This window comes from Streptomyces sp. NPDC046925, assembly GCF_040644915.1.
Classification (GTDB): domain Bacteria; phylum Actinomycetota; class Actinomycetes; order Streptomycetales; family Streptomycetaceae; genus Streptomyces.
The window spans coordinates 96,837-122,289 of record NZ_JBEYWZ010000002.1; the positions used below are offsets into that span (position 1 = coordinate 96,837).

The 25,453-nt window shown below is 69.8% G+C and carries 24 protein-coding genes and 1 pseudogene; 8 read left to right on the forward strand and 17 right to left on the reverse strand.

The window, feature by feature from the left end; all coding sequences use genetic code 11:
• Positions 1 to 8: 8 nt before the first annotated feature.
• Both ABZ906_RS06810 and ABZ906_RS06815 read right to left on the reverse strand, forming a co-directional pair.
• Positions 9 to 374, reverse strand: a complete 366-nt coding sequence (locus ABZ906_RS06810; RefSeq protein WP_361378356.1) for a metalloregulator ArsR/SmtB family transcription factor — start codon at positions 372 to 374, stop codon at positions 9 to 11.
• Positions 375 to 561: 187 nt separating this feature from the next.
• Positions 562 to 936 (reverse strand): hypothetical protein, encoded by a 375-nt coding sequence (locus tag ABZ906_RS06815; protein WP_361197057.1) that lies wholly within the window; start codon positions 934 to 936, stop codon positions 562 to 564.
• Positions 937 to 1,637: 701 nt separating this feature from the next.
• Between ABZ906_RS06815 and ABZ906_RS06820 the strand changes: the two genes are divergently transcribed.
• Positions 1,638 to 2,264, forward strand: a complete 627-nt coding sequence (locus tag ABZ906_RS06820) for a hypothetical protein (protein WP_361378359.1) — start codon at positions 1,638 to 1,640, stop codon at positions 2,262 to 2,264.
• A gap of 403 nt (positions 2,265 to 2,667) precedes the next feature.
• Here ABZ906_RS06820 and ABZ906_RS06825 read toward each other — a convergent pair whose 3' ends face one another.
• From ABZ906_RS06825 to ABZ906_RS06845, 5 genes are all read right to left on the reverse strand, one after another.
• Positions 2,668 to 4,644 carry a hypothetical protein gene (locus ABZ906_RS06825; protein WP_361378362.1) on the reverse strand — a complete coding sequence of 659 codons (1,977 nt, stop codon included), beginning with the start codon at positions 4,642 to 4,644 and terminating at the stop codon, positions 2,668 to 2,670.
• Between the two features lie 148 nt (positions 4,645 to 4,792).
• Complete coding sequence (locus ABZ906_RS06830; RefSeq protein WP_361381299.1) at positions 4,793 to 5,431, reverse strand: EF-hand domain-containing protein; 639 nt, start codon at positions 5,429 to 5,431, stop codon at positions 4,793 to 4,795.
• Between the two features lie 630 nt (positions 5,432 to 6,061).
• Positions 6,062 to 6,316 carry a hypothetical protein gene (locus tag ABZ906_RS06835; RefSeq protein ID WP_361197045.1) on the reverse strand — a complete coding sequence of 85 codons (255 nt, stop codon included), beginning with the start codon at positions 6,314 to 6,316 and terminating at the stop codon, positions 6,062 to 6,064.
• Positions 6,317 to 6,558: 242 nt separating this feature from the next.
• Positions 6,559 to 6,690, reverse strand: a complete 132-nt coding sequence (locus tag ABZ906_RS06840; RefSeq protein WP_361378365.1) for a hypothetical protein — start codon at positions 6,688 to 6,690, stop codon at positions 6,559 to 6,561.
• Positions 6,691 to 6,737: 47 nt separating this feature from the next.
• Positions 6,738 to 8,129 carry a CoA transferase gene (locus tag ABZ906_RS06845; protein WP_361378368.1) on the reverse strand — a complete coding sequence of 464 codons (1,392 nt, stop codon included), beginning with the start codon at positions 8,127 to 8,129 and terminating at the stop codon, positions 6,738 to 6,740.
• A gap of 438 nt (positions 8,130 to 8,567) precedes the next feature.
• Here ABZ906_RS06845 and ABZ906_RS06850 point away from each other — a divergent pair, with 438 nt between their 5' ends.
• Together ABZ906_RS06850 and ABZ906_RS06855 are read left to right on the forward strand one after the other, a co-directional pair.
• Positions 8,568 to 9,497, forward strand: a complete 930-nt coding sequence (locus ABZ906_RS06850) for a bacteriocin fulvocin C-related protein (protein ID WP_361378371.1) — start codon at positions 8,568 to 8,570, stop codon at positions 9,495 to 9,497.
• Between the two features lie 337 nt (positions 9,498 to 9,834).
• The gene (locus ABZ906_RS06855) at positions 9,835 to 13,350 is read left to right on the forward strand and encodes an NB-ARC domain-containing protein (RefSeq protein ID WP_361378374.1); all 3,516 of its coding nucleotides are present in this window, start codon (positions 9,835 to 9,837) and stop codon (positions 13,348 to 13,350) included.
• A gap of 46 nt (positions 13,351 to 13,396) precedes the next feature.
• Here ABZ906_RS06855 and ABZ906_RS06860 read toward each other — a convergent pair whose 3' ends face one another.
• From ABZ906_RS06860 to ABZ906_RS06870, 3 genes are all read right to left on the reverse strand, one after another.
• Positions 13,397 to 13,558, reverse strand: a complete 162-nt coding sequence (locus tag ABZ906_RS06860; protein ID WP_361378377.1) for a hypothetical protein — start codon at positions 13,556 to 13,558, stop codon at positions 13,397 to 13,399.
• Positions 13,559 to 13,665: 107 nt separating this feature from the next.
• Complete coding sequence (locus ABZ906_RS06865; protein WP_361378380.1) at positions 13,666 to 13,836, reverse strand: hypothetical protein; 171 nt, start codon at positions 13,834 to 13,836, stop codon at positions 13,666 to 13,668.
• A gap of 398 nt (positions 13,837 to 14,234) precedes the next feature.
• Positions 14,235 to 15,182, reverse strand: coding sequence for a LysR family transcriptional regulator (locus ABZ906_RS06870; protein ID WP_361378383.1), 948 nt, complete (start codon positions 15,180 to 15,182; stop codon positions 14,235 to 14,237).
• A gap of 105 nt (positions 15,183 to 15,287) precedes the next feature.
• Here ABZ906_RS06870 and pcaD point away from each other — a divergent pair, with 105 nt between their 5' ends.
• Both pcaD and ABZ906_RS06880 read left to right on the forward strand, forming a co-directional pair.
• The gene (gene pcaD, locus ABZ906_RS06875) at positions 15,288 to 16,094 is read left to right on the forward strand and encodes a 3-oxoadipate enol-lactonase (RefSeq protein ID WP_361378386.1); all 807 of its coding nucleotides are present in this window, start codon (positions 15,288 to 15,290) and stop codon (positions 16,092 to 16,094) included.
• 117 nt (positions 16,095 to 16,211) lie between these two features.
• Positions 16,212 to 16,657: pseudogene (locus ABZ906_RS06880) on the forward strand (hypothetical protein).
• A 298-nt stretch (positions 16,658 to 16,955) separates the two neighbouring features.
• On the opposite strand, the gene ABZ906_RS06885 reads toward ABZ906_RS06880, so the two are convergent.
• Entirely contained in the window at positions 16,956 to 17,906 is a 951-nt protein-coding gene (locus ABZ906_RS06885) for an endonuclease/exonuclease/phosphatase family protein (RefSeq protein ID WP_361378389.1), read from the reverse strand.
• Positions 17,907 to 18,299: 393 nt separating this feature from the next.
• Here ABZ906_RS06885 and ABZ906_RS06890 point away from each other — a divergent pair, with 393 nt between their 5' ends.
• The gene (locus ABZ906_RS06890) at positions 18,300 to 18,899 is read left to right on the forward strand and encodes a GPP34 family phosphoprotein (protein ID WP_361378392.1); all 600 of its coding nucleotides are present in this window, start codon (positions 18,300 to 18,302) and stop codon (positions 18,897 to 18,899) included.
• Between the two features lie 151 nt (positions 18,900 to 19,050).
• Here ABZ906_RS06890 and ABZ906_RS06895 read toward each other — a convergent pair whose 3' ends face one another.
• From ABZ906_RS06895 to ABZ906_RS06910, 4 genes are all read right to left on the reverse strand, one after another.
• Positions 19,051 to 20,055 (reverse strand): hypothetical protein, encoded by a 1,005-nt coding sequence (locus ABZ906_RS06895; protein ID WP_361378395.1) that lies wholly within the window; start codon positions 20,053 to 20,055, stop codon positions 19,051 to 19,053.
• A gap of 220 nt (positions 20,056 to 20,275) precedes the next feature.
• The gene (locus ABZ906_RS06900; protein WP_361378398.1) at positions 20,276 to 20,590 is read right to left on the reverse strand and encodes a hypothetical protein; all 315 of its coding nucleotides are present in this window, start codon (positions 20,588 to 20,590) and stop codon (positions 20,276 to 20,278) included.
• On the reverse strand, positions 20,591 to 21,079 hold the full coding sequence (locus ABZ906_RS06905; RefSeq protein ID WP_361378401.1) for a hypothetical protein: 489 nt from the start codon (positions 21,077 to 21,079) through the stop codon (positions 20,591 to 20,593).
• A 147-nt stretch (positions 21,080 to 21,226) separates the two neighbouring features.
• Positions 21,227 to 21,838: a TetR/AcrR family transcriptional regulator gene (locus ABZ906_RS06910; RefSeq protein WP_361378404.1), complete on the reverse strand. Its 612-nt coding sequence runs from the start codon at positions 21,836 to 21,838 to the stop codon at positions 21,227 to 21,229.
• Positions 21,839 to 21,931: 93 nt separating this feature from the next.
• On the opposite strand from ABZ906_RS06910, the gene ABZ906_RS06915 reads away from it, so the two are divergent.
• Positions 21,932 to 22,375 carry a DUF4345 domain-containing protein gene (locus ABZ906_RS06915; protein WP_361378407.1) on the forward strand — a complete coding sequence of 148 codons (444 nt, stop codon included), beginning with the start codon at positions 21,932 to 21,934 and terminating at the stop codon, positions 22,373 to 22,375.
• Between the two features lie 60 nt (positions 22,376 to 22,435).
• Here the strand turns inward: ABZ906_RS06915 and ABZ906_RS06920 are convergent, their stop codons facing one another.
• Together ABZ906_RS06920 and ABZ906_RS06925 are read right to left on the reverse strand one after the other, a co-directional pair.
• Complete coding sequence (locus ABZ906_RS06920; protein ID WP_361378409.1) at positions 22,436 to 23,347, reverse strand: SDR family oxidoreductase; 912 nt, start codon at positions 23,345 to 23,347, stop codon at positions 22,436 to 22,438.
• Positions 23,344 to 23,961 (reverse strand): helix-turn-helix domain-containing protein, encoded by a 618-nt coding sequence (locus ABZ906_RS06925; RefSeq protein WP_361378412.1) that lies wholly within the window; start codon positions 23,959 to 23,961, stop codon positions 23,344 to 23,346. Before ABZ906_RS06925 ends, ABZ906_RS06920 begins: the two co-directional genes overlap by 4 nt.
• A 714-nt stretch (positions 23,962 to 24,675) precedes the next feature.
• Between ABZ906_RS06925 and ABZ906_RS06930 the strand changes: the two genes are divergently transcribed.
• A complete protein-coding gene (locus ABZ906_RS06930) occupies positions 24,676 to 25,413 on the forward strand; it encodes a D-Ala-D-Ala carboxypeptidase family metallohydrolase (protein WP_361196993.1) in 738 nt (245 codons plus the stop codon).
• Positions 25,414 to 25,453: the final 40 nt, after the last annotated feature.

The following is a 25,453-nucleotide window of genomic DNA, read 5'->3' on the forward strand; positions in this document are numbered from 1 at the left end:
AGACGCAGTCAGGAGCGAGGCGAGGGCGCGGTGGGTTGTCCGGGCTGCCCGGAGTCCTGGAGTTCGGCCAGCAAGGCGGTCTGGCCGGCGAGGAGTTCGGTGAGGATGCGGCGTGCCGCACGCAGGAGTTCGGCGACATCGCCGCCGGCCAGGGCGTACGTGACGGTCGTGCCTTCGCGGGTGGAGACGACGATGCCGGACCGGCGCAGTACGGCGAGTTGCTGGGAGAGGTTCGAGGGCTCGACGTCGATCTCGATGAGCAGATCCCGTACCGATACCGGCCCGTTCTGGAGGAGTTCGAGGACGCGGATGCGGACCGGGTGCCCGAGCATGCGGAAGAACTCTGCTTTGACCTGGTAGAGGGGCGCCTGCACGGGATCTCTCACTTTCCTCACGCGGATGAGGCCTTGAGATGGGGGCGCGGCGGCCCTGACCGCCGCCGCGCCCGGCGTGATGTCCCATCCTCTCCGGCCGGGGCCACTCGATCCGAGAGTTCGGAAGATGCAGAGGTAGTGGCTTGAAGAATTCTTCAAGTAGCGGGCACAGAAAGGACGTCGAACCTCACACCTCGATCTGCTCCTCGGTGCGTTTGAGGAGACGGCGCGCCATGGCGAGGTTCGACTGGGCTTTGTCGATGACGAGATAGATGAAGAGTCCGTTGCCCGACCTTCCGGTCACCGGACGGATGAGGTGGTACTGGGTGCTCAGAGTGACGAGGATGTCCTCGATCTCGCTCTTGAGACCCAGCATCTCCATGGTGCGCACCTTGGCGCGGATCAGGTCGGTGTTGCCGGCCGCCGCGACGTTCAGATCCAGGTCTTTGCCGCCGCCCAGCGTGCCGAGCGCCATGCCGCTCGTGTAGTCGACGACGGCGGCTCCGAGCGCTCCTTCGGCCTCGGTCAGCAGGGTTTTGAGGGACACTTCCACACTGGTCACGGGTCCTCCTCCGAGGGATGTGAAGGCCGGTTGTCCGGCCCTGGCGGGGACTCTAGGAGTCACGCCGCCACCCGATGCGACTTGAGGCGAAAGCAGCCGCAGTTGCCCCGTTCGGATCGATTGGATGCGCTTGCCTTCCGTACCGGAGCTGCCTCCTTGACCTACTTGCCGGTCGCCCACTGTGCGCGCGGCGGGCCCGGGGTGCGCTGGCCGAGCAGCGCGGAGAGCGTGAACCCCGAACCGCTCGTGCGCCGCGCCCGAGGCTGGCTCGCGGACGCGGGCGACCGCGCTCGGGAATCCGCCCGCCGCCCCCCCCTGCCCGCAAGACGTGCAATCGCGGCACGCGCAGCACCCGAAAGCGCTTCGTAAAGCCCAGTACCGAGCGGCTGCGAACCCCGGGCCCATGGGGGACCGCGCCGTGAACACGTTCGCCCCTCACGCACCCCGTGCCGATTCCCGGTCCGTCAGGTGCACGGTGGCGAAGGTCTTGCTGGTCCGGGAGTTCAGAACCCAGGCCGACGATTCGCCGTCGCGTCCTTGGGCCCATCCCCGCGCGCAGGGTGCAGACGTTGATGACGTCACCGGTGCCTCCGGTGAAAGATCCATCATCCAGGGCACGGTCATTTGGGGCATGGCCCTCCACGACCCACCCGCAACCATCTGCCCGTATGACTGTCAGAGGCCGCCTCTAAGGTCGCAGCATGAGTTCTTCCCTGAGCGTGTACCTGCTCGACATCGCTGCCACGCGTGCCCTGATCGGCTCCCGCGACCAGCAGCTGCTTGCTGTCATCCGCGACAAGCACGGCGCCGAACTGGCCCGTGACGATGACGAATTCTCCTTCGCCATCGAGGAGGAGGGTGCGCCCACGGCCTTCGAGGCGCTGACCGCCGTCGTCAATGGCGGCCCCTTCAGCGACGACCCGGACCACGCCTTCCAGTACGGCTACGCCTACCTGCGCCTGTGCGATGTCACCGGCTCGTTCCTGAACAACAACTGCTTCACCCCGCACCGCGGCAACTGGCTGGCCGACGTCGATACCGAGCTGAGCGCCCGGGGCATCACCGCGGTCGCCACCGAAGACTTCTTCTTCGGCACACCGCCCGACTCCCTTCCCCAGGGCGCGGAGACCCCCGACAGCGGCGAGTGGACGCACGAGCAGTGCACCAAGGCCCTGGCGCAGTACGAAGCCGCCCAGCTGATCATGGACGAGGGCAGGCAGACCGCGGACCTGGAACCCGGCATCGACCGGGCCGTCGAGCAGTGCATCGGCTGGATACGACACGCGGCCGCCCGCCCCGGCTACGGCATCATCGGCTTCCACTTCTAGGGCGACTCTCGTGAGTATGCGGGGGGGCGGGCTTACCGACACGGCGGGCCGGTCGAGCTGACGGCTGCGGTCCGTCCCGGCAGCGGCGGAGCTGGCTCAGTCGTTCACCTTCGTGGTCGGCACGCACGGTGCGCTTCAGTCGGCGCCGCAGCGGAGCGAGCACCTAGTTCGTGCAGCTTCGCGCGCGAGGCGGACCAGTGCCGGCTCGGACTCGTGACTTCACGAGCGCCACGCACGCAACACATCCGCGCACCGTACTGTGGCGGCCTCGTCTGCGGCAGCCGAAGCCGAAGCACCGACCTACCGCCTGCACGGACACCGGCCTGGCCCCTCTCTCCTGCGGCCCGGCCCGCGCAGTAATCCTCCGGTGTTCTGGCGCACCGCGCGGAACACACCGCCGCGCTCAGCTGGGACGCACCCGCCAGGCCCGGGCGAAGAGTTCGGGCAGAGGCCCGGCGACGGGCTGGGAGCGCACCTTGGACGCGATCACCCGGACCCCGAGCAGCTCGGCCTTGAAGGTCTCCATCGGCGGGTAGAACTTGTCCCCGGCCGCCCAGTCGCCGGGCAGGAAGACCCCCCGACCGGCCCGGGGCCTGCGGTCGGCAACCACCAGGTCGGCATCAAGGAGTGCGGCCGCAACGGCCTTGTGGTGCGCGGGAGTCCACCGGTTGAAACGGCGGATACGGCGGTCGGTGGGCACGGGCAGGGCCAGCAGCTGCAGATACAACGTGGCGGCGTCCGGATCCACGCCGGTCGTGGCGACCGCCTCCTTGACCACCTCGGGCGCGGACAGCCGCGGATCGCTCTCGTAGCCGCCCGGCGGCAGCGACCCCTCGGTTAGCCGCTGCACGATCCGCTCGAACTCGGGACCACGCAGCCTGCGGACCAGCGCCAGATGCGAGTCCTCCACGTCGATGACGGCCTCCAGGCGCCGCGAGCGCTCGTCGGCCCCGTAGCGGCCGGGCCGGAAGTACACACCGGGCGCCCCGCGCTCACCGCGCCGGTCGAACCCTGCCTCGGACACGACGACCAGGCCGTCGTCGAACGCGGGATGGGCAAGCGGCTCGGCGGCGTCCAGATAGGGCAGGGCGCCGGGGAAGACAGGCAGCAGGTCCGCCACGGTGCGGCCGCGCAGGCTGCGGCCACGGGCGGAGAGCAGCAACCCCGGATGGGCCAGGCGTTCCCGCAGCAGCCGTAGGGTCTCGGGGACACCCCGGCGTACGGGATCTCCTTCGGGAAGCTCGGCGTACACCCAGTCGACGGCGTCGCAGACCACGACGAGCAGCTCCTTGAAACCAAAACCCTCCTCGCCCTCCCAGCCGGCGCCGCTGATGCTGTTCACCCGCAGCCGGGTGTCCGGGTCGCGGCTCAGCAGCGGCTCGCGCGCGGGATCGGCGAACACGGCGCACACGGTTGCCGGGGCCATCCGCACATCACTGTGCTCGGCGGCGATGGCGAGCGTCGACTCCGGCACGGCGGGGCGTACGCCCTGTTGCCTGCGCCAGGCCTCGGCGATCCGCTCGGCGAGCGCCAGCTGCCCGCCCTCCAGCCACAGCTGCTCCGGGTCCGCGGGCAGCACGTCGGCCAGCAGATCGAGTCTCTCGTCCACCCGCAGGGCGGCCAATTCCTTCTCACCGGCCTCGGCTTCGGCTTGCTTGAGCCCCATCACCTTGCGCGCCTCGGCATCAAGGCCCCGGTACCCGTACTTCACATCGGGGATTCCGGCGAGCAGCAGCGCCGCACCGGCCCGGCTCAGCCCAGTCCGTTCGGCGAGCAGCGCGGCCGCCGCGCGGTCCCAGGGCGCGGGGCCCTTCTGCCGTACGAGGTTCACCATGCGCCGAAGCCGGTCGGGGGTGTCCCAACCCGCCTCGGGCGCAGGCTCGGTGGCCGTGATGCGTCCCAGTGCCGGGGACTGCGCGGCGCCGCTGCGCAACTCGACGAAACGCTGCCCGTCTTGGCCGTGGCCGCACCCGTGCAGAGCGACCACTGCACCCTCGCTGGTCCGAGCGGCACGCATGTCCTCGTCGGCGAGTTCGAGGACGCCCGTACGCATCCGGGCGCGCACCGCCGGGTCGGCGAAGGGAGTTTCCGCCCATACCTCCAGCATCGCCAGTTGGACCGCGCGCAGATGGTCTGGCACGTGGAAGGAGCTCGCCCGCAGGGCCACGGCGCCGCACCGCCCGATGAACCGGTACCAGTTCCAGCCCCCGTACCGCGCGGCCGCCTCCTCGCCACTCCCGGTCAAGTAGTCGCCGACCTCGGTGAACACGGCGAGCGTGCCGGGCCCCCAGTGTCCGGAACCTTCGATGAAACCGTTGAGAGCCTGGGCGATCCACTTCTCGTCGAAGGGCTGCGCGGGGCGTATCGGGGTGTGGGGCATGCGGCCATCCTGCCGGATCACGTGCCCGCCCTTCGCCGACGGGGCCCTCTCCAGCACCACATCCCATACGGCCCGCGCCCGCCTCCGTCGTGACTGTGATCTGGAGCGAGTCGGAATCAGCCGCCTGCATCAACTCGGTGGGGACCGATCAGCCACGCGGCAGTGGCGATCCGAGCAACCAGTTGCCGGGTGCCTCGGTATCGGTGCTCAGGTAGAACTCTTCGATGGCGGTGCGGAACTCGTCGTGGGTGATGGTGCCGCTGCCATTACGGTCAAGGCGCTGGAAGGCCGCGCCGGAGGTGGACGGGTCGATGCCGAGGGCGTCGTACATGCGCACATACTCATCAGCGGTGAGCATGCCGCTCTTGTCGGTGTCCAGGGCGCGCATGAGGGCGTCGATGATGGGCGTCACCAGGCGTTCGACGGTCTTGGCATCGGCGGCGATGTGGGAGCGCATGGCGGTGATGAACTGTTGGCGCCCGATGCGGCCTTGAGCATCTCGGGCGCCAGCCTCTCCCATGACGTCCCACCAGAGCATGAATGCGTCGCGTAGCGCGCTCTTATTGCTCTCGTCCGGGGCTACCGCGGCGAATACCTCGCCGAGCTGCTGGAAGTCGTTGCGGGTGAGGTAGCCGTCTCCAGTGCGGTCGAACCAGGTGAACAGGAGGCTGAACTTCCGTTCGGTGCTGTCCTGCGCCATGGCTGTCTCCTTGAACGGAGTAGTTGATCGGGTTGAACGGAGCAGTTGATCGGGATGCTCATGTCTTGCCGACTCACTCTGGCCCAGATTTGGCTGCCGCGTTTCTGCTGTTCAGGCGCACGTACTGGATACCGCCGCCGGGAGCTGCGTACGGCGCGTACACACTGGGCGGGTGGCCCGGAAGCTGGTCGGCCGGGTTCCAACGGGGCCTGAGGTTTGGAGGTGCGTACGGGAGTCGGCCCTCATTACGTGAGGCCACCGGATAGGTGGTTGGCCGGCGAGCCGGGATCGTTCCCGCGGCAGCACTCGGAGGCGGCATTGCGGTATTCGCTCCCGCGGCTCATTCATAGGCGCACGGTAAAAGCCCGTCTACCGTTCGACTAGGCCTATTCCCGGCCGTCGAGGTGAAGACCAAAGGTCCACTCCTCGATATCGGTGGAAGGCGGCCTCCTGCAAGAGCGGACGGGCGACCGGGGACTGGTTGAGCAGATGGAACTCCACACCCCGGTCATCAGCGGAGCCGGGGCGACGCCGGGGCAAGCCGCCCGCCGTCGCGGGGAGTTCGGTAGATTCCTCGCCGATGAGCTCCAGCTGGAAAGCCGGCTCGCGGTCGACCGCCCGCATCAGCGGCAGGCACCCGGCCGCCGCGCTGCGGCGGCCGGGAAGCACGCTCCTATCGGGGCTTCAGAACCCCGGCAAGGTCTCGTACGAACAGGCTCAGAGCCAGCCGGGCCCGCAAGCGGCGCCGCCGCACGTGCCTCGGATGGCGCGGCCTTCGACCACGACGCTCCCGGCCACGACGCGCTCATCAGCGTTGTCGATCACTTTCAGGGTGTCGTCACCCTCCATGGCCATGGTCTGTACGTGGCCGACCTCCAGGGGAGCCGACTCTGCGTAGGCGGTGCCTGCGCTACCAGCGAGCGTGATGGCGGCCGTGACGGCCAGAAGTCCGAGCGAACGACGCATGCGCATACGAGGATTCCGTTCTGGGGTGGGGATCTTTCCTGGGACAGAATGGCTGCACCCGTTCACTCTGCGTTAACGCCTGGCAGTGTTCTGATCTAGATTCACTCGGTTGCCGAGCACTCGTCCTGCGATTTGCGGGTCACGGCGCTAACTGGCTCAGGCACGGGAGGACTTGGGCGAGGCGACTCACCCGAGGCCGAGGCCAAGGCACGTGGCCGTGGCCGTGGCGCGTTCGGCACGGGGTCAGCTCAGCTGCTGCGCCTGCGAGCGACCAATTCGGTGATCAGACCGCACGCGAGGGGCAGCACGGCGAGCAGACTGCCGATGAACGTCCAGTTCTGGCTTCCGGCGTCGGCACGGTGTCCGTCGTTGCCGGCCATCCCGTACGGCCGATCGGTGGGGCGGGCGCACGGCCCGGAGGTATTCGTCAGGCGCCGCCCCAGACCGGGGCATCCGTTCCCCATGGACCCGGCGGACGTGCCCAGTTCACCGGGCCCCCGTCGTACGACACCGGCGGCAGCGCGTGCCGCAGTCGGCCCATGGGGCTGTCGGTCTCGGTCAGCCAGTGCTCGGCGTCGAAGGCCTCGTCCTTGCCCGGAGCAGGTGTTGCCAGGTCGTGGACCAGCCAGTGCGCGGTCTGCGCCAGCGCCAGGCGGACCAGCCGCGTACCGCCCGTGCGGTGCTGCTCGGTGAGCGCGCGCAGGACACCGGCCGCGAGCAGATAGCCGGTGCCGTGGTCGAGTGCCTGAGCGGGCAGAGTACCGGGCGAGTCGGGCGAGCCCTCCAGCTCGGCGATGCCGGTGGCCACCTGGACCAGGCTGTCAAAGCCTCGCCGCTCGCGCCACGGTCCGTAACGGCCCCACGCGGAGAGCTGGGCGACGACCAGACCCGGTCGGCGCTCGGCGAGCGCCTCGGGCGACAGCCCGAACCGTTCCAGCGCGCCCGGCCGGTAGCCGGTGACCACCACGTCTGCCGCATCGAGCAGTTCCCCGAAGAGCCTGTGGTCGGCGGCATCTCGCAGGTCCAGGGTGGTCGAGCGTTTCCCCATCCCTGTGTCGTTGTGGGCCTCCTGACTTTCCGGCAGCTGCGGGGCGTCGATCCGCAGTACGTCAGCGCCGAGCAACGCGAGCGTGCGGGTGGCGACCGGCCCGGCCAGTACCCGGGTCAGATCCAGGACGCGCAACCCCGCGCACGGCAGTGCGGCACCATCCGGCAGTCGAACCGGGGCCTCATCGATGCGCGCCGTTTTCAGCAGCGGCTGCCCCGCAACCATGCCCCCCTGCTCGCTCTTGGCCCAGTCCCCCGGGCCGCGTGCCGCGACGGCCAAGCCGCCCGCCGCGTACACGATCTCCTCCACTTCCAGCGCAGTAAGCCCCGCGATCGCCCGGTCCACCGCGTCCACCGCCTCCTCGTCGCCGTTTCCCGGCACCCCGAGAGCGGCGAGCAATCGGGCCCGGTGGTGCGGGTAGTTGGCGTGCGTACGGACCCATCCATCGCTCGCCCGCCAGAACCGGGACAGCGGAGAGAAGGTGGACCATGCTCGCCCGTCGACCCGCACCAACCGGTCGCTGAGGAACGCCGTCGCCACTGCCCCGTCATCGACCCGCACCCGGGGCACGGGACGCCCCGTGCGTACGGAAGCGAGCTCGGCGGCCGCGAGCGAGCACACCGTGACGGTGGCCCGCGCCAGCTCCATCACGGGCAGCCGCGCCGGCAGCCCTCCGGACGGACCGCCGCAGGACACCCGCTCAAGCAACGAAGAATCGGCACCCAGTGCCGCCCAGACCTGCGAGGCCCCCGAAATGAAGCATGAGTTCATCCCCACACTGTGGCACCCAGTGCCACCCGCGGGAAGGGGTACGTCAAGGAACTCGGGGCCCCTCCGACGATGACGAAGAAGCAGGCACGTCACGCCCGCCACCGGCCGTCCTGCCCGCCCCGGCCCGATCCCGCATCGTCATCGAGGCCGACGCCGGTGCAGCACTACGGTCGCCCCAACCCCGATGGCTCAACCCCGTTGACTCAACCGCGTCGACTCAACCCCGCCCGCCCGGCCGCGCGTGCTCGCGAGGACACCGGGACGCGCCTCCTCATCGAAATGTTTGACACTCCCCGATGCCCCGGAGAAGGCTCTCTCCTCGGGTGTCCCCGGAGCGCGCTCGACTGCCGAAAGACCACGCAAGCCGCGAAAGGCCTGCGAACGCTCACCGGACGGGCGCCATGGAACGGGTCGTCACGCCAACGTGGGGAGAAGTTCATGACCGAGTGGATTCTGGCATTCGACGCCGACTGCCGATTCTGCGAAGAAGTCGTCGATCGGGTGGGGAACTCCGTCGACGGAACGTTGACCACCGCGGGACTCACGGAACCCCGGGTCCGTGCGCTGCGTACGCGGGCCTTGGGGGAAGGGGCCGAGTGGGCCCCGACCCTGCTGGCGGTCGACGGCGACCAGGTGCGAGCCTGGACCGGTACCGCGCTGTCCCTGCGCCTGGCACGGCTGCTGGGGCCGGCCGACTCGCTACGGGTGGTGCGCGCACTCCGCGGCCTCGACGCGCTGCGCTCACCGGGCCGTCGGGGAATCCTCAAGGCCGTGCCGGGGCTGGCCCTGGGGACGTTCCTGGTCACCGGCGGCCTGGCAACCTCACCCGCGCAGGCGGTGTCCCGCGCCAAGGGGAGCAAGGCGTCGAGCTGGGTGCAGGCCAACCCCGACCGACTGCCCACCCGCTACAGCGAGTTCGTCTCCTATCCCGCCGACTACCGGCGCGCCGTCTACGGAGCGCTGTCCGCCCCGGCCCGCAGCGATCTGTGGGTGGCGCACTTCGCGCACTACCGCAAGACACACCCGGATCTGTCGGCCGGGCAGTTGGCCGTCCTGGACGACGCGACGCGGCTGGCACCGCAGATCATCGCGGGACGCGCGAAGGGAGCGGCCGCCGACGATCTGGAGACGGCGGTCGTATCGGCGTTCGGCGAGAGCGGCGCCCGCGCAGTACTCAGGACGCTCGGCCCCGCCGACACGCACGGCGCGGCACCCCAACGCGACCAAGGCGTCCAGGCCCAGGACTGCAATTCCCGGTGCGGTGTGGGAACCGGCAGCTGCTCCTCGGTGTGCTACGGCGGGTGCACCTGGACGGACTTCGGCTGCGGCCCACTGTGGCTGGCACCGTGCAGCGGGCTCTGCAACTGAGCCTGCCCTCGGGCGGGTTGCGCCTTCCTCCAGGCGGCACGACGGCCAGGAGGCCATGGTGCGTGAGGTCGGCGGCTAACGCGGTCCGGGCGGCCCAGAGGCCCGGACCGCCTGGCGGTCAAGCCGGGCGGCGAACGCATCCTCCTGACCTCGCAGTCCGACTTGACGACCTACAGGAGTTTCCGAAGTCGCAGGGGCCCCGGATCTTGCCCGGCTGTCCCTGCACCACTGCGACCAGGCCCTGGCACAGGCGTCCCGGCCGGCACTTGCCGCCCCCGGCTGACACCCGCCTCGCCCCCTGGCTATCGTCATGGCAGTCGGGACAGGGAGGTGGCCCGTGCGCGGTGCCGTCAAGGGCGCAGCGCTCGCCGTAGTCGCGGCGGTCGTGGCCGTACTGGCCTCGCTCGCGGCCAACGCGGCCACGTCCGAGGACCGTTGGCCCGGAGCGCTCGACCGCATCCGGCAGCAGCCGTGGTGGTGGGTCGCCGGACTCGCCGTCGCCGGGATCCTCGTGGCCGTCGTCCTGGCCTGGCGCCAGGAGCGGCCCACCGCGGTCGCCGGCGATCCGCCCGCCCCGTCCGCACAGACCGTTCCGGACTGGGTGATCGACCGCACCGAACGGGCCCGTACCGTCAAGGCGGTGTGCCGCACCCGGCGCGGCAGCCGTACCGTCGCCATCACGACCGCCCTCGATGGCGCCGGCGGCTTCGGCAAGACGGTCCTCGCCCGGGCGGTGGCCGCAAGTCCGCGTGTACGGCGGTACTTTCGCGGCCGGATCTACGTCGTCACCATCGGGCGTGACGTCCGCGGCCGGGCGGCGATCGCCGCCAAGGTGGCCGAGGCCACCCGCTTCGTCACCGGCGACACGACGGCCTTCGACGACCCGGGCCTGGCGGGCGACCACCTCGGCCGGCTCCTCGACCGCCGCCCGCGCACCCTGCTCCTCCTCGACGACGTCTGGGACACCGAACAGCTCGATCCCTTCCTGCGCGGTGGCGCCCGCTGCGTCCGCCTCGTCACCACCCGTGTCCCCGACACTCTGCCGCGCGGCACCGAACGCGTCCGGGTCGACCAGATGTCACCCGCCCAGGCCCGCGCCGTCCTCACCTGGGATTTGCCCGCGCTGCCCGAACCTCTCGTCCGCGACCTCCTGGAGGCGACCGGACGCTGGGCACTGCTCCTGCGTCTCACCAACCGGCTGATCAGCCGCCGCATCGCCACCGGCAGCGATCCGGAGCACGCGGCGGCGGAGACCCTGCGGGGGCTCGTCGCGCACGGCCCCGTCGTGGTCGACTCCGACCCGGCCACGCTCGACCTGGACGATCCGGCCCGCCGCGCCCGGGCTGTCCGGGCCACGGTGGAGGCGGCCCGGACCCTGCTGCCGGCCGGTAGTGACCGGCGGCTCGCGGAGCTGTCCGTCTTCGCGGAGGACGAGTCGATCCCCGTCACGCTGATCGCCCGCCTGTGGACGGCAAGGGGCGGTCTGACGGAGGACGAGAGCCGTACGCTCTGCGCCGCGTTCGACCGGCTCTCCCTGATCTCGCTCACCCCTGACCACGGCGGCCGCGTCGCGATGCACGACGTGCTGCGCGACTATCTGCAGAAGGAGTTGGGCGAACCCGCCACGGCCGTACTGCACGGTACGCTCGCCGACGCTTTCGGTCCCACCCCCTGGGAGTCGTCCGAGGGATACGTCCTCGACCACGCGATCGAGCACCTGCTCGCCGCGGGGCGGACGGAAGACGCGGAGCGCGTCGCGAGCAACCTGCGCTGGATCGAGAGCCGACTTCACCAACACGGCCCCATGGCGGCTTGGGCTGACCTGTTCGACGTCCCCACGCGGCACGCGGCCAAGCTCGCCGACGACCTCACCCGAGCCGCCCACCTCCTCACCCCCACAGACCCGCCCGAGCTCCTGACGAACGTCCTGTACAGCCGCCTGGAGTCGCTGCCGCTGTGGCGCGACCGGATCGCGGGCCGGCAGGCCGACCCCGAGATCGCGGCCCGGCCGCTGCTGTGCAACCGCGGTGCTCCGCCGGACCTGCCCGAACCGGCGCTGCTGCGCACCTTCCTCGGCCATACCGGACCCGTGTGGTCCGTCGGAGTCCGGTCCGACGGCACGTCGCTCGTCGCTGTCGGAGCCGACGGGATGGCCCGCGGGCTCGACCCGCGCAGCGGCGGCGAGTTCACCCTGGATGTCCGGGGCCCCGGCCGCTTCGGAGTCCTCGCGGTCGCCCCGTACGGCACCGCGCTGGTGACGGGTGGGCCGGGCCGTACCTTCCACACCTGGACCCTCGACCGGGCCACCCCGCCGACGCGCACCCTCGGACCGGTCGGGGGCCGCGGAGCGTCGGTGCGGGCCGTGGCGGCCTCCGGACGCTGCATCGCGACCGTTGCCACGGACGGCACTCTGGAAGTCTGGGCGTGGAGTGGGGAGCACCTCGCCCAGAACATCCAGGAGGGTGACGAGCACACCTGCGTGGCGTTTTCCCCCGGCGGTGGGTGGCTGGCCGTCGGTGGCCGCAAGCGAGTCCGGCTGATGTCCGCGGACCTCACCCGGGTGCAGGACCGCGGTCCCACCGCCGGCGCTGCGGTGAATGCCATCGCCATCGCGCGGGACGGCAGCTGGATCGTCTCCGCCGAGGCGAACGGAGTGCTGCAGATCTGGGAGGAAACGCCGCCCCACCACACCTCGCAGATCTCCGCGCACCAAGGCCGCGCCACCGCGGTGGCGGTCTCGCCGGACGGCACATGGCTGGCCAGCGGCGGCGAGGACGGCACAGTGGCCCTCTGGGACCGGCGGACACGGGAGTGCCGCGCCCGCTACACCGCCCATACCGGCACGGTCCTCGCCGTCGCGGTCACACCGGACGGCGACCGGGTGATCAGCAGCGGAGAGGACGGAACGGTACGGGTCTGGGACAGCAGGGGGCCCGAGCAGATCCGCTCCGGCGACGGCGAGGGAATGCGGACGGTCACCGTCGTCGGCGACGCCGATCGGCTGGCCGTCGCCCACCGCGATGGAAGCATCCGGCTCTGCGATCCGTACGGTGCCACCTGGAGCAGCCCCCTGTCGTCACATCACGGGGAGTACCGAGGACCGATCGCCTTCGCGCCGCACGGCAGCTGGTACGCGGCGGGCCACCTGCACGGTGTCGAGATCAGGACCATCGGCCAGTCGGCGGCCGTGGACCCCGTCGTCCTCCCGCTGGGCCCCTCCACCACCGCGCAGGCCCTCGCCATCGCCTCCGACGGCAGGTGGCTCGCCGTCGCGGACTCCGCGGGAGCGCTCCAGCTGTGGAACCGCCTCCGGCAGACCCGGACCGCCACCGTGCCAGGTCCGTGGGGTGCCGACGGCCGGGCGCACACCGTCGCCCTCGCGCCCGACGGGACCTGGTTGGCCGTGCTGCGCCACCGACCGCGGTCCGGCCGGACCGGTGCCGAGTCCCTGGTGCAGGTGGTCCGCCTCGCGGAGGGCCGCGCCGTCGCCGGCCGCCAGGTCCAGATCCACCGCGGCGAGAAACTCACCGGCCTCGCCGTCGCACCCGACGGCAGCCGCCTGCTCACCACGTCCCCGAGCGGAGACGTGAGCCAGTGGGACCCCCTCACCGGCGTCCTTTTGACCACCGTCACCGACCCCGACGGCCCCGTCAACGGCCTCTCCCTCTCCCCCGACGGAAAGTGGATCGCCACCGCCGGCTCACTGCTCCGCGTCTGGGACGCCGTCACCGGCCGGACCGTCGCCGGCGTCCGCGTCGAAACGCCGCTGATTTCCTGCGCCTGGTTGCCCTACGGCCGCGGGCTCACCGCCGTCGGCGAACGCGGCCTGTATTCGTACGAGTTCCGGCCCTGAGGCGGCAGAAGCGTCGGTGCACGGAAGGCCTCACAGAGGCAGGGCCTCAAAGCCGCAGGCGTTCGACCTGCGGGTCATAGCAGAGGAGGCCGTGCTCGCGAGCTGGCGTCGCGGCGTACTCGGATACTTCCTCGGCTTTGCCGTACGTCACGAGCAGGCACACGACCGGCCCGGACGCCTCGTCGATGACGGGCGGCGATGCCCACACGTTCCTGCTTGGTCGTCGTCGAGTGGGTACTCGCTGTCCCACACGGCAAGTTCGTAGCTGACAGCTCGCTTGCTAGTCGGCCATACGGTCGGTGGAACGGCGTTGAGTTATCCGCTGAGGGCTTCCGCGAGATCAAGGAAGACGTCCGCCCCGAATATGGCTGCGGCCACGAGTCCGATGACCAGCAGGCAACAGAACAAAGACAACACGACCATGATCCACGTACATCCCACGGCCCGGTGATATTCGGTGTCGTCGTCCCAATCCTGTTCGAGCATGGTGCCCCCTCGGCGGCAACTGTACCGAGCGGTCGGCGGATTAGCTTTGGGCGGGGGCCGGGAGGGGAGGCACCAGCGGTTCAGTGCGCGGAGTCGCCGATGGCGCGCACAGACGGACCGACCGCATAACTGAAGCCCTCTACCATGCCCTCACCAGCCTGCATCTAAGGGCTGAGGAACCGCGATCGGTACGCGGCCGTGAAGCCCTTCGAGGAGTACGCGGCATCGGCCCACGATGATCCCGAGGGGGGCTGCCGCTCCTTCTCAACGCCCCCAAGACTGCGGGCAGAGCCGACCTCAACAAGCTCCCACACGGCCCGGCGGTACCCCTCGGGCCCCGGCTGGAGACATGCGCGCCGCGCCCGTGTCCGACAGGGCCTCGGTGCCCTCAAGTCCGGTCACTTGTCGTGGGCGGGCGCCTTCTTCGGCTTGGGGACGCGGCCCAGCGCCGGGCGCAGGAGTGGTGCGTGGTGGGTCAGGAAGTCCCACAGTTGGTCGGCGACCGGTCCGTGTGGCTGGTCGCGGCGGCGCGCTGCCGAGAGTTCCTCGACCACACCGGGAAAGTGCCGTCCGGCGATGGAAAGCAGCCGTCCGTCACGCAACTCGTTCTCGATCATGAAACGCGGCACGTGTCCCCACGCCATGCCGTGCAAGATCAGCTCCTTCTTCATGAGGTGGTCGGGAACGGAGCTCTGGGGCGCGCCTTCCACCAGGAAATGGCCTTGCTCGGACGGATGTCGCGCCGAGTCCCGGACCACGCACTGGGTGAAGGCCTGCATCCGCTGCGGTGTGATGTCGGTGTCCGGGGGGAACGGCAGGAATCCGGGCGCCACGACGGGCACCAGCGCGACGCGGCCGAGATCGATCCATTCCATCCGCACGTCGCTCTTGGGAACGCGGTGCACGATGAGGTCGGTCTCGTCCTCCAGCAGCCGTTCCCAAGGACCGGTGACCGTCTCGAACTGCAGGTGCAGTCGGGTCTGCGGGCGCTGCGCGAAGAAGGTACTGAGCAGCTCGAGGACCGGAGGGAGGGGGCACAAGTCCCCCAGCACCACACGCAGTTCGGCCTCTTCCCCCATCGCCAGCTGTGCGGCGTAGGTCTGCAGCTCATCGGCCTCGTGCAGCAGGAAGCGCACCTTGCGGTGGAAGGCGCGCCCCGCCTCGGTGAGCTGTACCCGGTAGCCCGAGCGGTCCAGCAGCTCCAGGCCGAGCTGGCGCTCCAGCTTGGCCACCGCTGCGAACACCGAAGGGTGCGAGCGGTGCAGCCGCTCGGCGGCGGCCTGGAAGCCGCCGCCGAGCACTACCGCGTTGAAGCACTGCAACTCGTGAAGCGTGAAGTCATTCATTGTCGGAAGAACCTACAGGTTACGTCCATTCTTTGTAATAGCACTCTGCAGGCAGTGTTCCTAGGCTGAGGTCATAGCTAATGACGCTGGACACCTGGAGCTGACATGACTTCTCACGTTCGTACGTTCATCACCACCGGCGACGGCGTCCGCATCGCCTACCGCTTCGACGGCGACGAGAACAAGCCGGTGCTGCTGCTCTCGAACTCCATCGGTACCGACCTGCACATGTGGGACGGCCAAGTCCCGGCTCTGACCGAGCACTTCCGGCTTCTGCGCTATGACGCGCGCGGCCACGGCGCCTCCGGTGTCCCCGGCGGTCCCTATTCCCTGGACCGGCTGGGGCGCGATGTGGTGGAGCTGCTTGATGCCCTGGGCCTGCAGCGGGTGCACGTGCTGGGCCTGTCCCTGGGTGGCATCGTCGCGCAGTGGCTGGGGATCCACGTGCCGCAGCGTGTCGACCGTCTGGTGCTTTCCAACACCGCCGCCTACCTCGGTCCGCCCAGTCAGTGGGACCGGCCGATCGCCGAACTGCTGGAAGCCCCCGACATGCAGGCCACCGCGGAGAGCTTCCTGCGCAACTGGTTCCCGGCCCGCATGCTGCACGGCGACAACGAAGTGGTCGAGGGCTTCCGCCGCACCCTGCTCGCCACTCAGCGCGAGGGCGTGGCCGGCAGCTGGGCCGCGGTGCGCGACTACGACCTGCGCCGTACGGCCACGCTCATCCCCAACCCGACACTCGTCATCGCGGGCGAGCACGACACCGTCACCTCCGCCGACCACGGCAAGGAACTCGCCGCGACCGTCCCCGGCGCCCGGTTCACCGTCCTGCCCACGGTGCACATGGCCAACGTCGAAGGACAGGCACAGTTCCTGGACGCCGTGGTGCCCTTCCTCACCGAACATTCCTGACGGCCGCTCCCGGCCCAGCCCCGCGGGCGCGGGGACCGGCGCGCCCCCGTCGTCACCAGGGGTCCTCGCACGCGTTACGGCCCACAGCCGTCGGCGTTGTCAGACCCACCTCGCAGCATGGACGGCGTGAGGGAGACAACTGGGCCCGAAGAGAATGTAGTTGCCGCTGTTCCGATCACGCCGCAGGAGTGGCGAGGGTTTCTGGAGCTGTACGGCTGGCGGTACTTGAAGAACTCTGCCGACGACGACGAACTGGTCGATCTGCTGGATGACGATCAGCTGGTTCTGTTTGATCAGGGCAGCCGGGTCGATACGTGGTTGGGTGAAGCTCCGGCTCGGGAAGAGCCTCTGGCGCGAGGACGACGTGCAGATGTTTCGCCCGTCCGTCGAGATCGCACGGGGAGAGGACTTCTGGTTGCTCGATCCGACCGATGTCGGACCGGACGGCGAGTGGGCCGCCTACGATTTCGCACCGAAGTACGGCAACCCGACGCTTCTCGGCGCTGTTCCACTCCAACTACCAGAGCATGGGAGACGAGGACGAGGACGACGGCATGGGCTGAGCCGGGCCGGGCCTTCCGACTCCTGCCGTGCGGAATCAACCTGTGAAATCATGGAATCAAGTCGCCCGCGTCCCGGCCGGGCCCGCTCCTCGTCTCGTCCAGGTCCTGACCGGACATCGAGTTGCAGGCTGTGCAGGAAGGTCTCACGGGCCCGGCGACCGGCACCAAGGGCGGGCAAGGGGGCTTCCGCTCTAGTGGGTAGGCGAATCCGTAGGCCGATCGGCAGTGCGACTGGTAGGGAGACTCGCCCTCCCCCTGGCCAGCGGGAAGTACGAGCTCCGGCCCAGGCGGCGTTGGTTCAGCAGTTGATGGGGATGCACGGCTTGGGGATGTCGGCGTGGACCAGGTGGTGATCGGAGTAGTTGTTGTGCACGCCGACGCCGGGCTGGGTGTATCCCTTGCGCTGCCAGATGTAGTCGAACTTCCGGCCGTTGGGCTTCCCCTGGTCTCCTATGGTCATTTGGCAGTTCGTGGTGGACTGCGGGGTGCAGTGCGGGTCGGCGTCGCGGAATGACTCCCACATCGGCGCCAGCTCCGCGCCGTTGGGCTGGGAGTTGAAGTCTCCGAGCACGATGACGTCGGGATACTTGGTCGCCTCGGCCACCAGCTCCCTCACCTGACCCGTGCGTACCGCCGACTGCCCGGCCTCGGCCAGGTGGGTGGCCAGGATCCGGTAGGTCTTTCCGTTGAGCGTGGTGTCGGCCGCCACGTAGCCGCGCGGCTCGCTGCCGCCCTGACCGTAGATGTGATTTACCTTGTTCGTGAGCGGGGCCGCCGAGAGGATGGCGTTCCCGTACGCCTTTCCGTAGGGGTAGCAGCGGCCGGTCCTGTTGGTGACGCTGCCGTGCGCGATGTTGTAGTCGAGCCCGTAGCGGAAGTCGAGCAGCTCAGCCAGCCGTTCGGTCTCGCCGACGCAGATTTCCTGCAGCGCCACTACCTGCGGACGGTACGTCTTGATCTGCTCGGCGATCTGCCTGATGTGCATGGCGGGATCGCTGCCCTTGTCCGGCCACCGGCACGGATTGCAGACGTTGAAGGTGACCACTCGGTTCTGGAATGGCTCCGCCTTGAATTCGCTGTCCCGCGCACCTGCCGCGTCGTTGGTCGCGTGGGTGCTGCCGGCGGAGGCCGCTGCGACAGCCTTGCCCCCGATGCCCTGCTCCCCCGCGGTACTGGCCGTCATCGGCGACAGCAGTGCTGCGACGACGAGGGCGATCAGCGCCCACAGAATTCCCCCTGGCTTGCGCATTTACTACCTTCTTCCGTGGATGGCGGTAAGGGCAGCGCCATGGCGGGACGCCGCCCGGGGCAGCGATGCACGAAGCGTGCGGTGCATCGCTGCGTGAGAGCCGCCAGAGACGCGCAAGGGGCATCTCGAGGCCCGCGACAGGCGACGCTAGTCACCGCCCGGAAGCCTGTCGTCAAACGAGTGACGTAGCGGCCGGTCAACTCCTGCGGTAGCGCTACGAGCGCCAACGGCGTCCGGCAAGCTTCCTGGGGGGCTCTCGCCCTGCGAACAGGCTCCCGCCGTGCGAGCGGGGCGATACTGATGGGGACAGCCGCCCCGCCGACCGGGCCGGCCTCGGGCGCGGGACGGTCGGCGGGGACTCACTCTTTGCCGATGTCTTCGAGGGAGCCGTTCATGACCACGGCGAAAGACCTGTTCATCATCGCCTCGGACCCCAAGCATTCCGTGGGACAGGGCGACCTGTCGCTCGCACTCGCGGGAGCCGAGCTGATCGATCTCATCGGTGCGGGGGCCATCGCCGTGGACGGCGACCGCATCGTGCCCGCCGGGCAGCCGGCGCTGGACGACCCGTTCATCGGCGAGGCCGCGGCAGGGCTCACCCGGCAGGCACCCTACGAACCGATCGACGACTGGCTGTGGCGTCGCGGCCGGGACCTCGCGGCTGCCTACCAGACCGCCATGGAGGAGGACGGCGAACTCAAGCAGCAGCGAAGCGGCCCGCTGTCCTTCGGTTCGCAACGCCTGCAACCGGTCGATACGCCCGCGCGCCGCCGTGCTACCGACCGCTGGACCGACAGGGAACCCGTCCTGGCCGCCCTGGCCGCCACCGTGGGCATCGACGGCGAACGATCCGACGACGAACCGGGCCCCGATGACGAGGCGGTGACCACCGTGCTGGCCGCCGTCCACGACGCGGTGATGGAACTGGAAGCCGTACGCCAGAGGCGCACCATCGAGAACGCCGCCTACGCCAACCTCTGGCGCGGACCGTGAGCCGAGCCCGCCCACACAGACTCGACTGCACCAAACCCACGGTCCTGGACCACTAGCGGCCCCGAGCACCGTGCGCCCTGACACGCCCCGCCACCCCGTGCACAATCCTCCCCTGTAGGCGGAACCCAGTGCGGGCCCGGAAGAGAAGGTCTCACTCCGGGCCCGCGCATCGCAGGTCCCGCCGCCGTAGCGGTTGTGTCGCCCTGTCCCTGACGAGGAACAGGTGCAGTCCCAGCGGGAGCAGGAAGAGGGGCAGGGACGCCCACACCAGTCCGGGCAGACGGAACCGGCCCAGGGGCGTCCAGGAGTCGGATGTGTAGCCCACGGTCACGTACGCGTCGCCTCCGACGGCTCGGGCGTCCAGGGAAACCCCGGTCGGGTCGTTGTCGTCTCCGGGCTTGTAGAGGCCACCGAGCGCGTAGTAGTGCCCGTAGCGGGATCGGCCCTCCTCGCTGAAGTGGACGGTGACCTGCTGGCCGTACGAGAACACGGACGATCCCCCGCGGTCCGTCTGGTCCCACGTGATCACGCACCCCATCCCCTGGCCCTGCACGCAGCTGCCGGGCAATGCCATGCGCACAGGCTGTCCGTAACGCATGGCGTATCCGGCCGAGTTGTACTGGGACGATGCGACCGCACCGAACACGATCAGCAGTACGGCGACAGCGATCGGCAGCACGGTGAGTGTCACCTTGGCGCGGATCAGGGCCAGGACGGATGTCGTCGCCGCACCCATTACGGCGACGGCAAGCAGGATCAGCCCCAGTGCGTGAGCCCGCGGCTCGGTGACGAAAGTACCGATGCTCAGACACCCCGCGGCCAATGCCAGCGCGCCCGACACGTGTACTGCCAGCGGCAGGCCGCGTACGCCCTTCTCGTACCGGACGACCGGCACCGTCGACACCATCACCACGGAGAGAGCCGCGATCGCCCAGGCACAGCCGTTGTCGGACACCACCTCCGCCACGGCCAGTTCCAACAGGACGATGGCCCCCATGACGATGAGGAGGTTGCAGCGGTACAAGGGCGACAGCTCATCCCAGTCGCTGTGCGTGTCCCCAGTGCCCCTCGTGTCCTTCTTCAGCGTGACGCCCCCGGCGTTCGTGCCGGACCTGGCTGCGTGGCCGGGCCGTGACGGTTTCTCCACCGTTGGCATGCCCCCGTCTCCCCAGGCGGAGAGTGCGGCCGCAAAGGGCACGCCCACTACGGCTGCCGCAATCGCCGTCAAGATGCCCTGGACCACTGCCATGTGCGCCCTTTGTTCGCCGTACTGATCACCGGAGGTCACAGCCTGTCAAGGGCCGGGGGCCGGGAAGCAACAAGAGGAGAAAACAACCGGTTCGAGGGAACAGACCGCACGCCGTGACGCGCGTTCCTCACCCGCCTACGCGTCGCCTTGTCCGGCGCCGACGCATCAGGAACCTCAGTACCACCACCCCGAGCAGCGCGGCCCCCGCCGGCACGAGCCACCGCTCCACCAGGGCCGTCAGGCCCCCGCCGCCCTCTTCGCCCGCGCGAGGCCCCAGGGCATCCGAGGTGCCTCCGCCCTGCTCCCGGCCCTTCGTTTCATTGCCGCCGTCCTTCGCCGGGACGCCTCCGCCGAACCAGATCTGTCCCTTCGCCCGGTCTCGGGTCGGCTCGTCGAGCGAGGCGCCGACGTTGCGTGCCAGGGTGGGCCAGGCGGACCTCATCTACGCGTCGAAGGTGTCCCTCGGCTTCCACTTCCCGCGCGTGGCGTACGCGTCGATGTCACCCTGGTCGATCATCTTCCCGTACGTCGTGCTCTTGCTCAGGCTCAACTCCCGGTACCACTCGGCGGCGACCCTGCTGAGGTACACACGCCGCAAGTCGGCGTAGTCCGGGGCGGAGTTCACAGCCTTGACCACGCGCGGCAGGATCATCTGCCGGAACACGGACTCGTTGTGTTCCTGGACGCGCGCGGACTGCTGCGGGCACGCGGCCGCATCGGAGTCGCCCCGCTGCTTGCGGTACTGCGTCTCCATCTGCACGTTCAACGGCGCCTTCAGGGTGTGCAGTTCGTCGCCCCTGGTGTGCACCGTCGCGGGCGACGGCACGATCCATGTGCGGAACGATGTGCACTTGCCCGACAGGGGCCGCCAGTACTTCGCACCCAGTTTCGTGTCCGGGTGGATCAGCTTGCCCGTCGTCTTCTTGAGCATCAGGTCCGCGTCCAGCAGCGCCCGGCCCGTGTCGGTGCGGCCGAGGCGCGAGTCGATGATGCGGTCGGGCTCGTCGGGGTTGAGGTTGACCCAGAAAGCGGCGGGCGCCAGGACCGGCCACCGTCGCGGCCCGGCTTCGCCGTTGAGCTATCGGCGCGGCCAGTCGGTCGCCGGGTCCGCGGGCAGCAGGGGGCGCAGGGCCCCCACCGCGGCCCCGATGCACGTGTCGCGCAACTCGGTGCGGGTGCAGGTCTCGTGGGAGAGCCAGTCCACGCAGAGCACCTGTACGAACACCAGCCATGCCTTCAGTGCGGCGGAGACGGCATCGTGCGTGCGCTCGTCGGCCAGCGGGAGCACGCCGAGCAGGCGTGAGCGCAGGGCGTCGAGTTCATCCGTCATGATCGTCTGGATGACCGGGTCCCCCGCAAGCACCCGGTTCGCGGCCAGTACGGCGTGGCGGTTCGCGATGAAGTAGTCGAGGTGGGCATCCAGGCCCTGGGTGAGCTGTTCGACGAGCGTGGCTTGCGGATCGAACCGGGTCGCCGCGAGCAGCCGGTCGGCCGCCTCCTGGTACACCGCCGCGAAGAGCGCGTGCTTGCTGGGGAAGTGCCGGTAGAGCAAGGCGCGGGACACCCCGGCCACCTTGGCCACGTCCTCCATCAGCACGTCGTCGTACGGGGCAGCGGAGAAGAGCCGTGCGCCGACGGCGAGCAGATGGGCGCGGCGGTCGGCGGGAGTCAGGCGTCGGCGGGGCGGCACATGCCCAGCTTACTTGACATGCGTCTACTAGTGACGTCTAGGCTGGCTCTTAGTAGACGCATGTCAACTAAGAGCCAGGAGCCAGGGGGCGTTATGGCCAGAGTGCTGCGGGTGTTCGCTTGGGTGATGGGCGTCGCGTGCGTGGCGATCGGCCTGTTCCATGTGATCGGCGGCAATGCCGCGATTCCCGGCGAGGCCGACGCGGGCGCGACCCTCGACAGCCTGGGGCGGTTCCTCGGTGCGATCTTCGCCGGGTACGGGCTGGTCTGGCTGTGGGCGGCCCGGCAGGATCCCGTCCCGGCGCGTGTGGTGCGCTGGCTCGCCGCGGTGTTCCTGCTGGGTGGCGTGGGGCGGCTGCTCTCCCTGGCCGTGCACGGGTGGCCGCACCCGTTCCAGGTGGCTCTGGCCGTAATGGAGCTGGCCTTCCCGCCGGTCTGGTTCTGGCTGGCCGATGCCGACGAGCGCGCCTCTGCGGAGCGAGACCGGGACATGCCGCCCGTCGGGGAACCCGTCACCTCGCGTTCGACGCAACGATGAGCATCGCCCCGCCTGCCGCTCCCGGCCAGGCCGGCCTGCTCGTCGCCAGCGCGATCAACGTCAGAGCGGGTCTCCGAGCGGCCCGTACTCCTCCTCCAAGGCCTGGTCCCAATGCGCGAGCCAGTCCGGTTGTGTGCCGTCGGCGTCGGTGAACCCGTACTCCTTGTACAGGCCCCAAGTGGCCAGGGCCCGCCCGGACTTGGCCATGATGTCGGGGTCGGCGGCCAGAGAGGCGACCGCGCGTCCCAGGTAGGCCGGGCTTTCGGAGTGGGCGAAGTGCGGATCTTTGGCCGCGCCGTCCCGCCAGTTGGCCTCGGTGACGCCGAAGCCCTCCAGCATGGCCTCCGAGCGCAGGAAGCCGGGCGTGATCGCCACGGCTGCGATGTCGTGCGCCTTCAGTTCGGCGGCCTGGGCGACGGCCAGTCGGATCACCGCCGACTTTGCGAGGTCGTAGAAGAGGGAGCCGCGGTAGCGGGCGGTGTTGCCGTCGGTGACCTCCACGACGAGACCGCTCTTGCGGGCGACCATCAGCGGGAGCGCGTACCGGCTGGTGATCACATGGGTCTCCACCGCCTGCCGCAAGAGCCGGAGGCCGGTATCCAGGTCCTGCTCCCACAGCGGGTGCTCCCAGTCGGTCAGCGGGTCTCCGCCCCATACGGAGTTGACCAGGATGTCGAGCCGTCCGCTCTGTTCGGCCGCGATCCGGTCGACCAGGACACGGACCTCGTCCGGGCGGCTGTGGTCGGTGCGGACGGGGATGGCGGTGCCGCCGGCGGCGGTGATCCTTTCGGCGGTCTCCTCGATGGTTTCCGGGCGGTCCAGGTCGGAGCGTCCGGAGGTGCTGCTGCGGCCGGTCACGTACACCGTCGCGCCGGCGGCTCCGAGTTCGGTGGCGATGCCCCGCCCGCCGCCGCGGGTGCCGCCGGCGACCAGGGCCACCTTCCCGAGCAGCGAGCGTGCGTCGTTCGTCATGAGTCCTCCAGGTCGTGGCCGTGGCGGGGAGCGAGGTGAGGGGACAGCACGTTGGTGAGCTCTTGCCGGAGACGCTGTACGAGGGTGCCTTGGCGGTCGAGGGCCCACAGCAGGCCGGTACCGGAGGTGATTGCCTGCACGGTGCCGGCCAGGACCGTGACGTCCGTCCCGGTGCGCAGTTCGCCCGCGAGCAGGGCCTCTGCGAGCAGGGCCTCGATGGCTCGGCCCTGAGCCTGGTGGATGACCAGTGCGTGCTGCCGGAACTCCGGGTCCGTGAGATCGATGCACAAGAACGCCAGATGGTTGGCGAAGGTCTCGGGCGTGGTCATCGACGCCATCGAGTCCACGATCAGCGCCGCCAGCGCCTCAAGTGCCGATTCGTGCTCCTCCCGTTGCCGCCCGGGCAGCGAGGCGGCGTCTTTCGCGGACTGCTCGGCGAGTGCCAGAAGCAGCCCGCGCTTGGACCCGAACCGCTGCACGAGCGTGCCGGGCACCAGTCCCACCTCACGAGCGACAACGGCCAGAGTGAGCCCTACGGGACCCACCCGGCCGATCACGTCGGCCGCCGCACGCAAGATCACCGCATCCTCGACCCCTCGGGGGCGTCCCGCCATCACGGCTCCGATCAATTAATAAATGCCTGTTCATTCATTAAAGCGTCCGATCGGGTCGACTTCAAGGCCAACCTGCGTCAGCTGCGGTTCGGGGCGCTGCCGGTGCTCGAGCGCACGCACTTGGACCCGACGGGCGGTCGTCAAGATCCGTTTCCCTGAACGCTGATGGATGTTTTGCTACCAGGAGGAGCGGGATATGCGGGTCAGTTACGTCCGGCTAATGACCTGGGCTGCCCGAGACGACCACGCGCCCGCACAAAGCGTCGCGCGCCGGTTGCCGACCTCCGTGGTCCGGCATCACCGAGCCGTAGCCCGGGCAGGCTCTGACGGACCACGGCCCGGGACACCGCCACAGACCATTCCGAGGGGGTAGGAAGCGCCAGCAGGTTGCAGGGGGCACCTCGCCGGCGCGACTGCAAGGCTGGGGCCGCAGCGACGCTGCGGCCCCAGCTTGTCCCCTCTGGGTACGATGCGCAGCTCTTCGCCGGACCGGGCGCACCAGCCACGCGGGGACACGTCCGGGGCCGGTCCACGCTGCCGTGCCTCACTCGAACCGTCGGCCGCCAGCCGTCAGCCGCCAGCCGCCAGCCGCCAGCCGCCAATGGCGCGACAAATGACGGCCGTTGACGTCCCGTTGACGTGCGCCGCCCATCCCGCCAGGCTCGGACTGCACGTGCGCATCTCCCGTCCCCCGCCCCCCCATGGAGTGCTCTGATGACCAGACGCACCGCACGACTCATCCTCACGATTGTCATGCTCATTGCCGCAACCCTGGGCGGTGTCGTGGCCACCACCGGAACCGCTCAGGCCGACGGCTGCTACACATGGTCGCGCAACCTGTCCCCAGGGGCCTCGGGCGCCGACGTGACGCAGTTGCAGATACGGGTGGCAGGTCACGCCGGCAGCGGCGGCGCGCTCGCCATCGACGGCTCCTACGGACCGGCGACCACTGCCGCGGTCAAACGGTTCCAGTCGGCTTACGGCCTGGCCGCCGACGGCGTGGCCGGCCCGGCGACCTTCAGCAAGATCTACGCTCTGCAGGACAACGACTGCACACCGATCCACTTCACCTACGCCGAACTCAACACCTGCAACTCCACCTGGGCGGGCGGCGCGGTGAGCGCGAGCACCGCGAAGGCCAACGCCCTGCGCACCATGTGGAAGCTCGAGGCACTGCGACACGCCCTCGGCGACCAGCCCATTCGCGTGACCAGCGGATTCCGCTCGCATGCGTGCAACGACGCGGTCGGCGGAGCGGCCGGCAGCCGTCACCTGTACGGCGACGCGGCCGACCTCGGCTCGGGCCCGCACTCGCTATGCCGCCTCGCCCAGCAGGCCCGCAACCACGGCTTCAACGGAATCCTCGGCCCCGGCTACCCGGGCCACGGCGACCACACCCACCTCGATCACCGCGCAAGCCGCTTCTGGTCGGCATCCTCCTGCGGCATCTGAACACACCGGTCCCTCCGACCTACTCAGAGGGCGCGCTTCT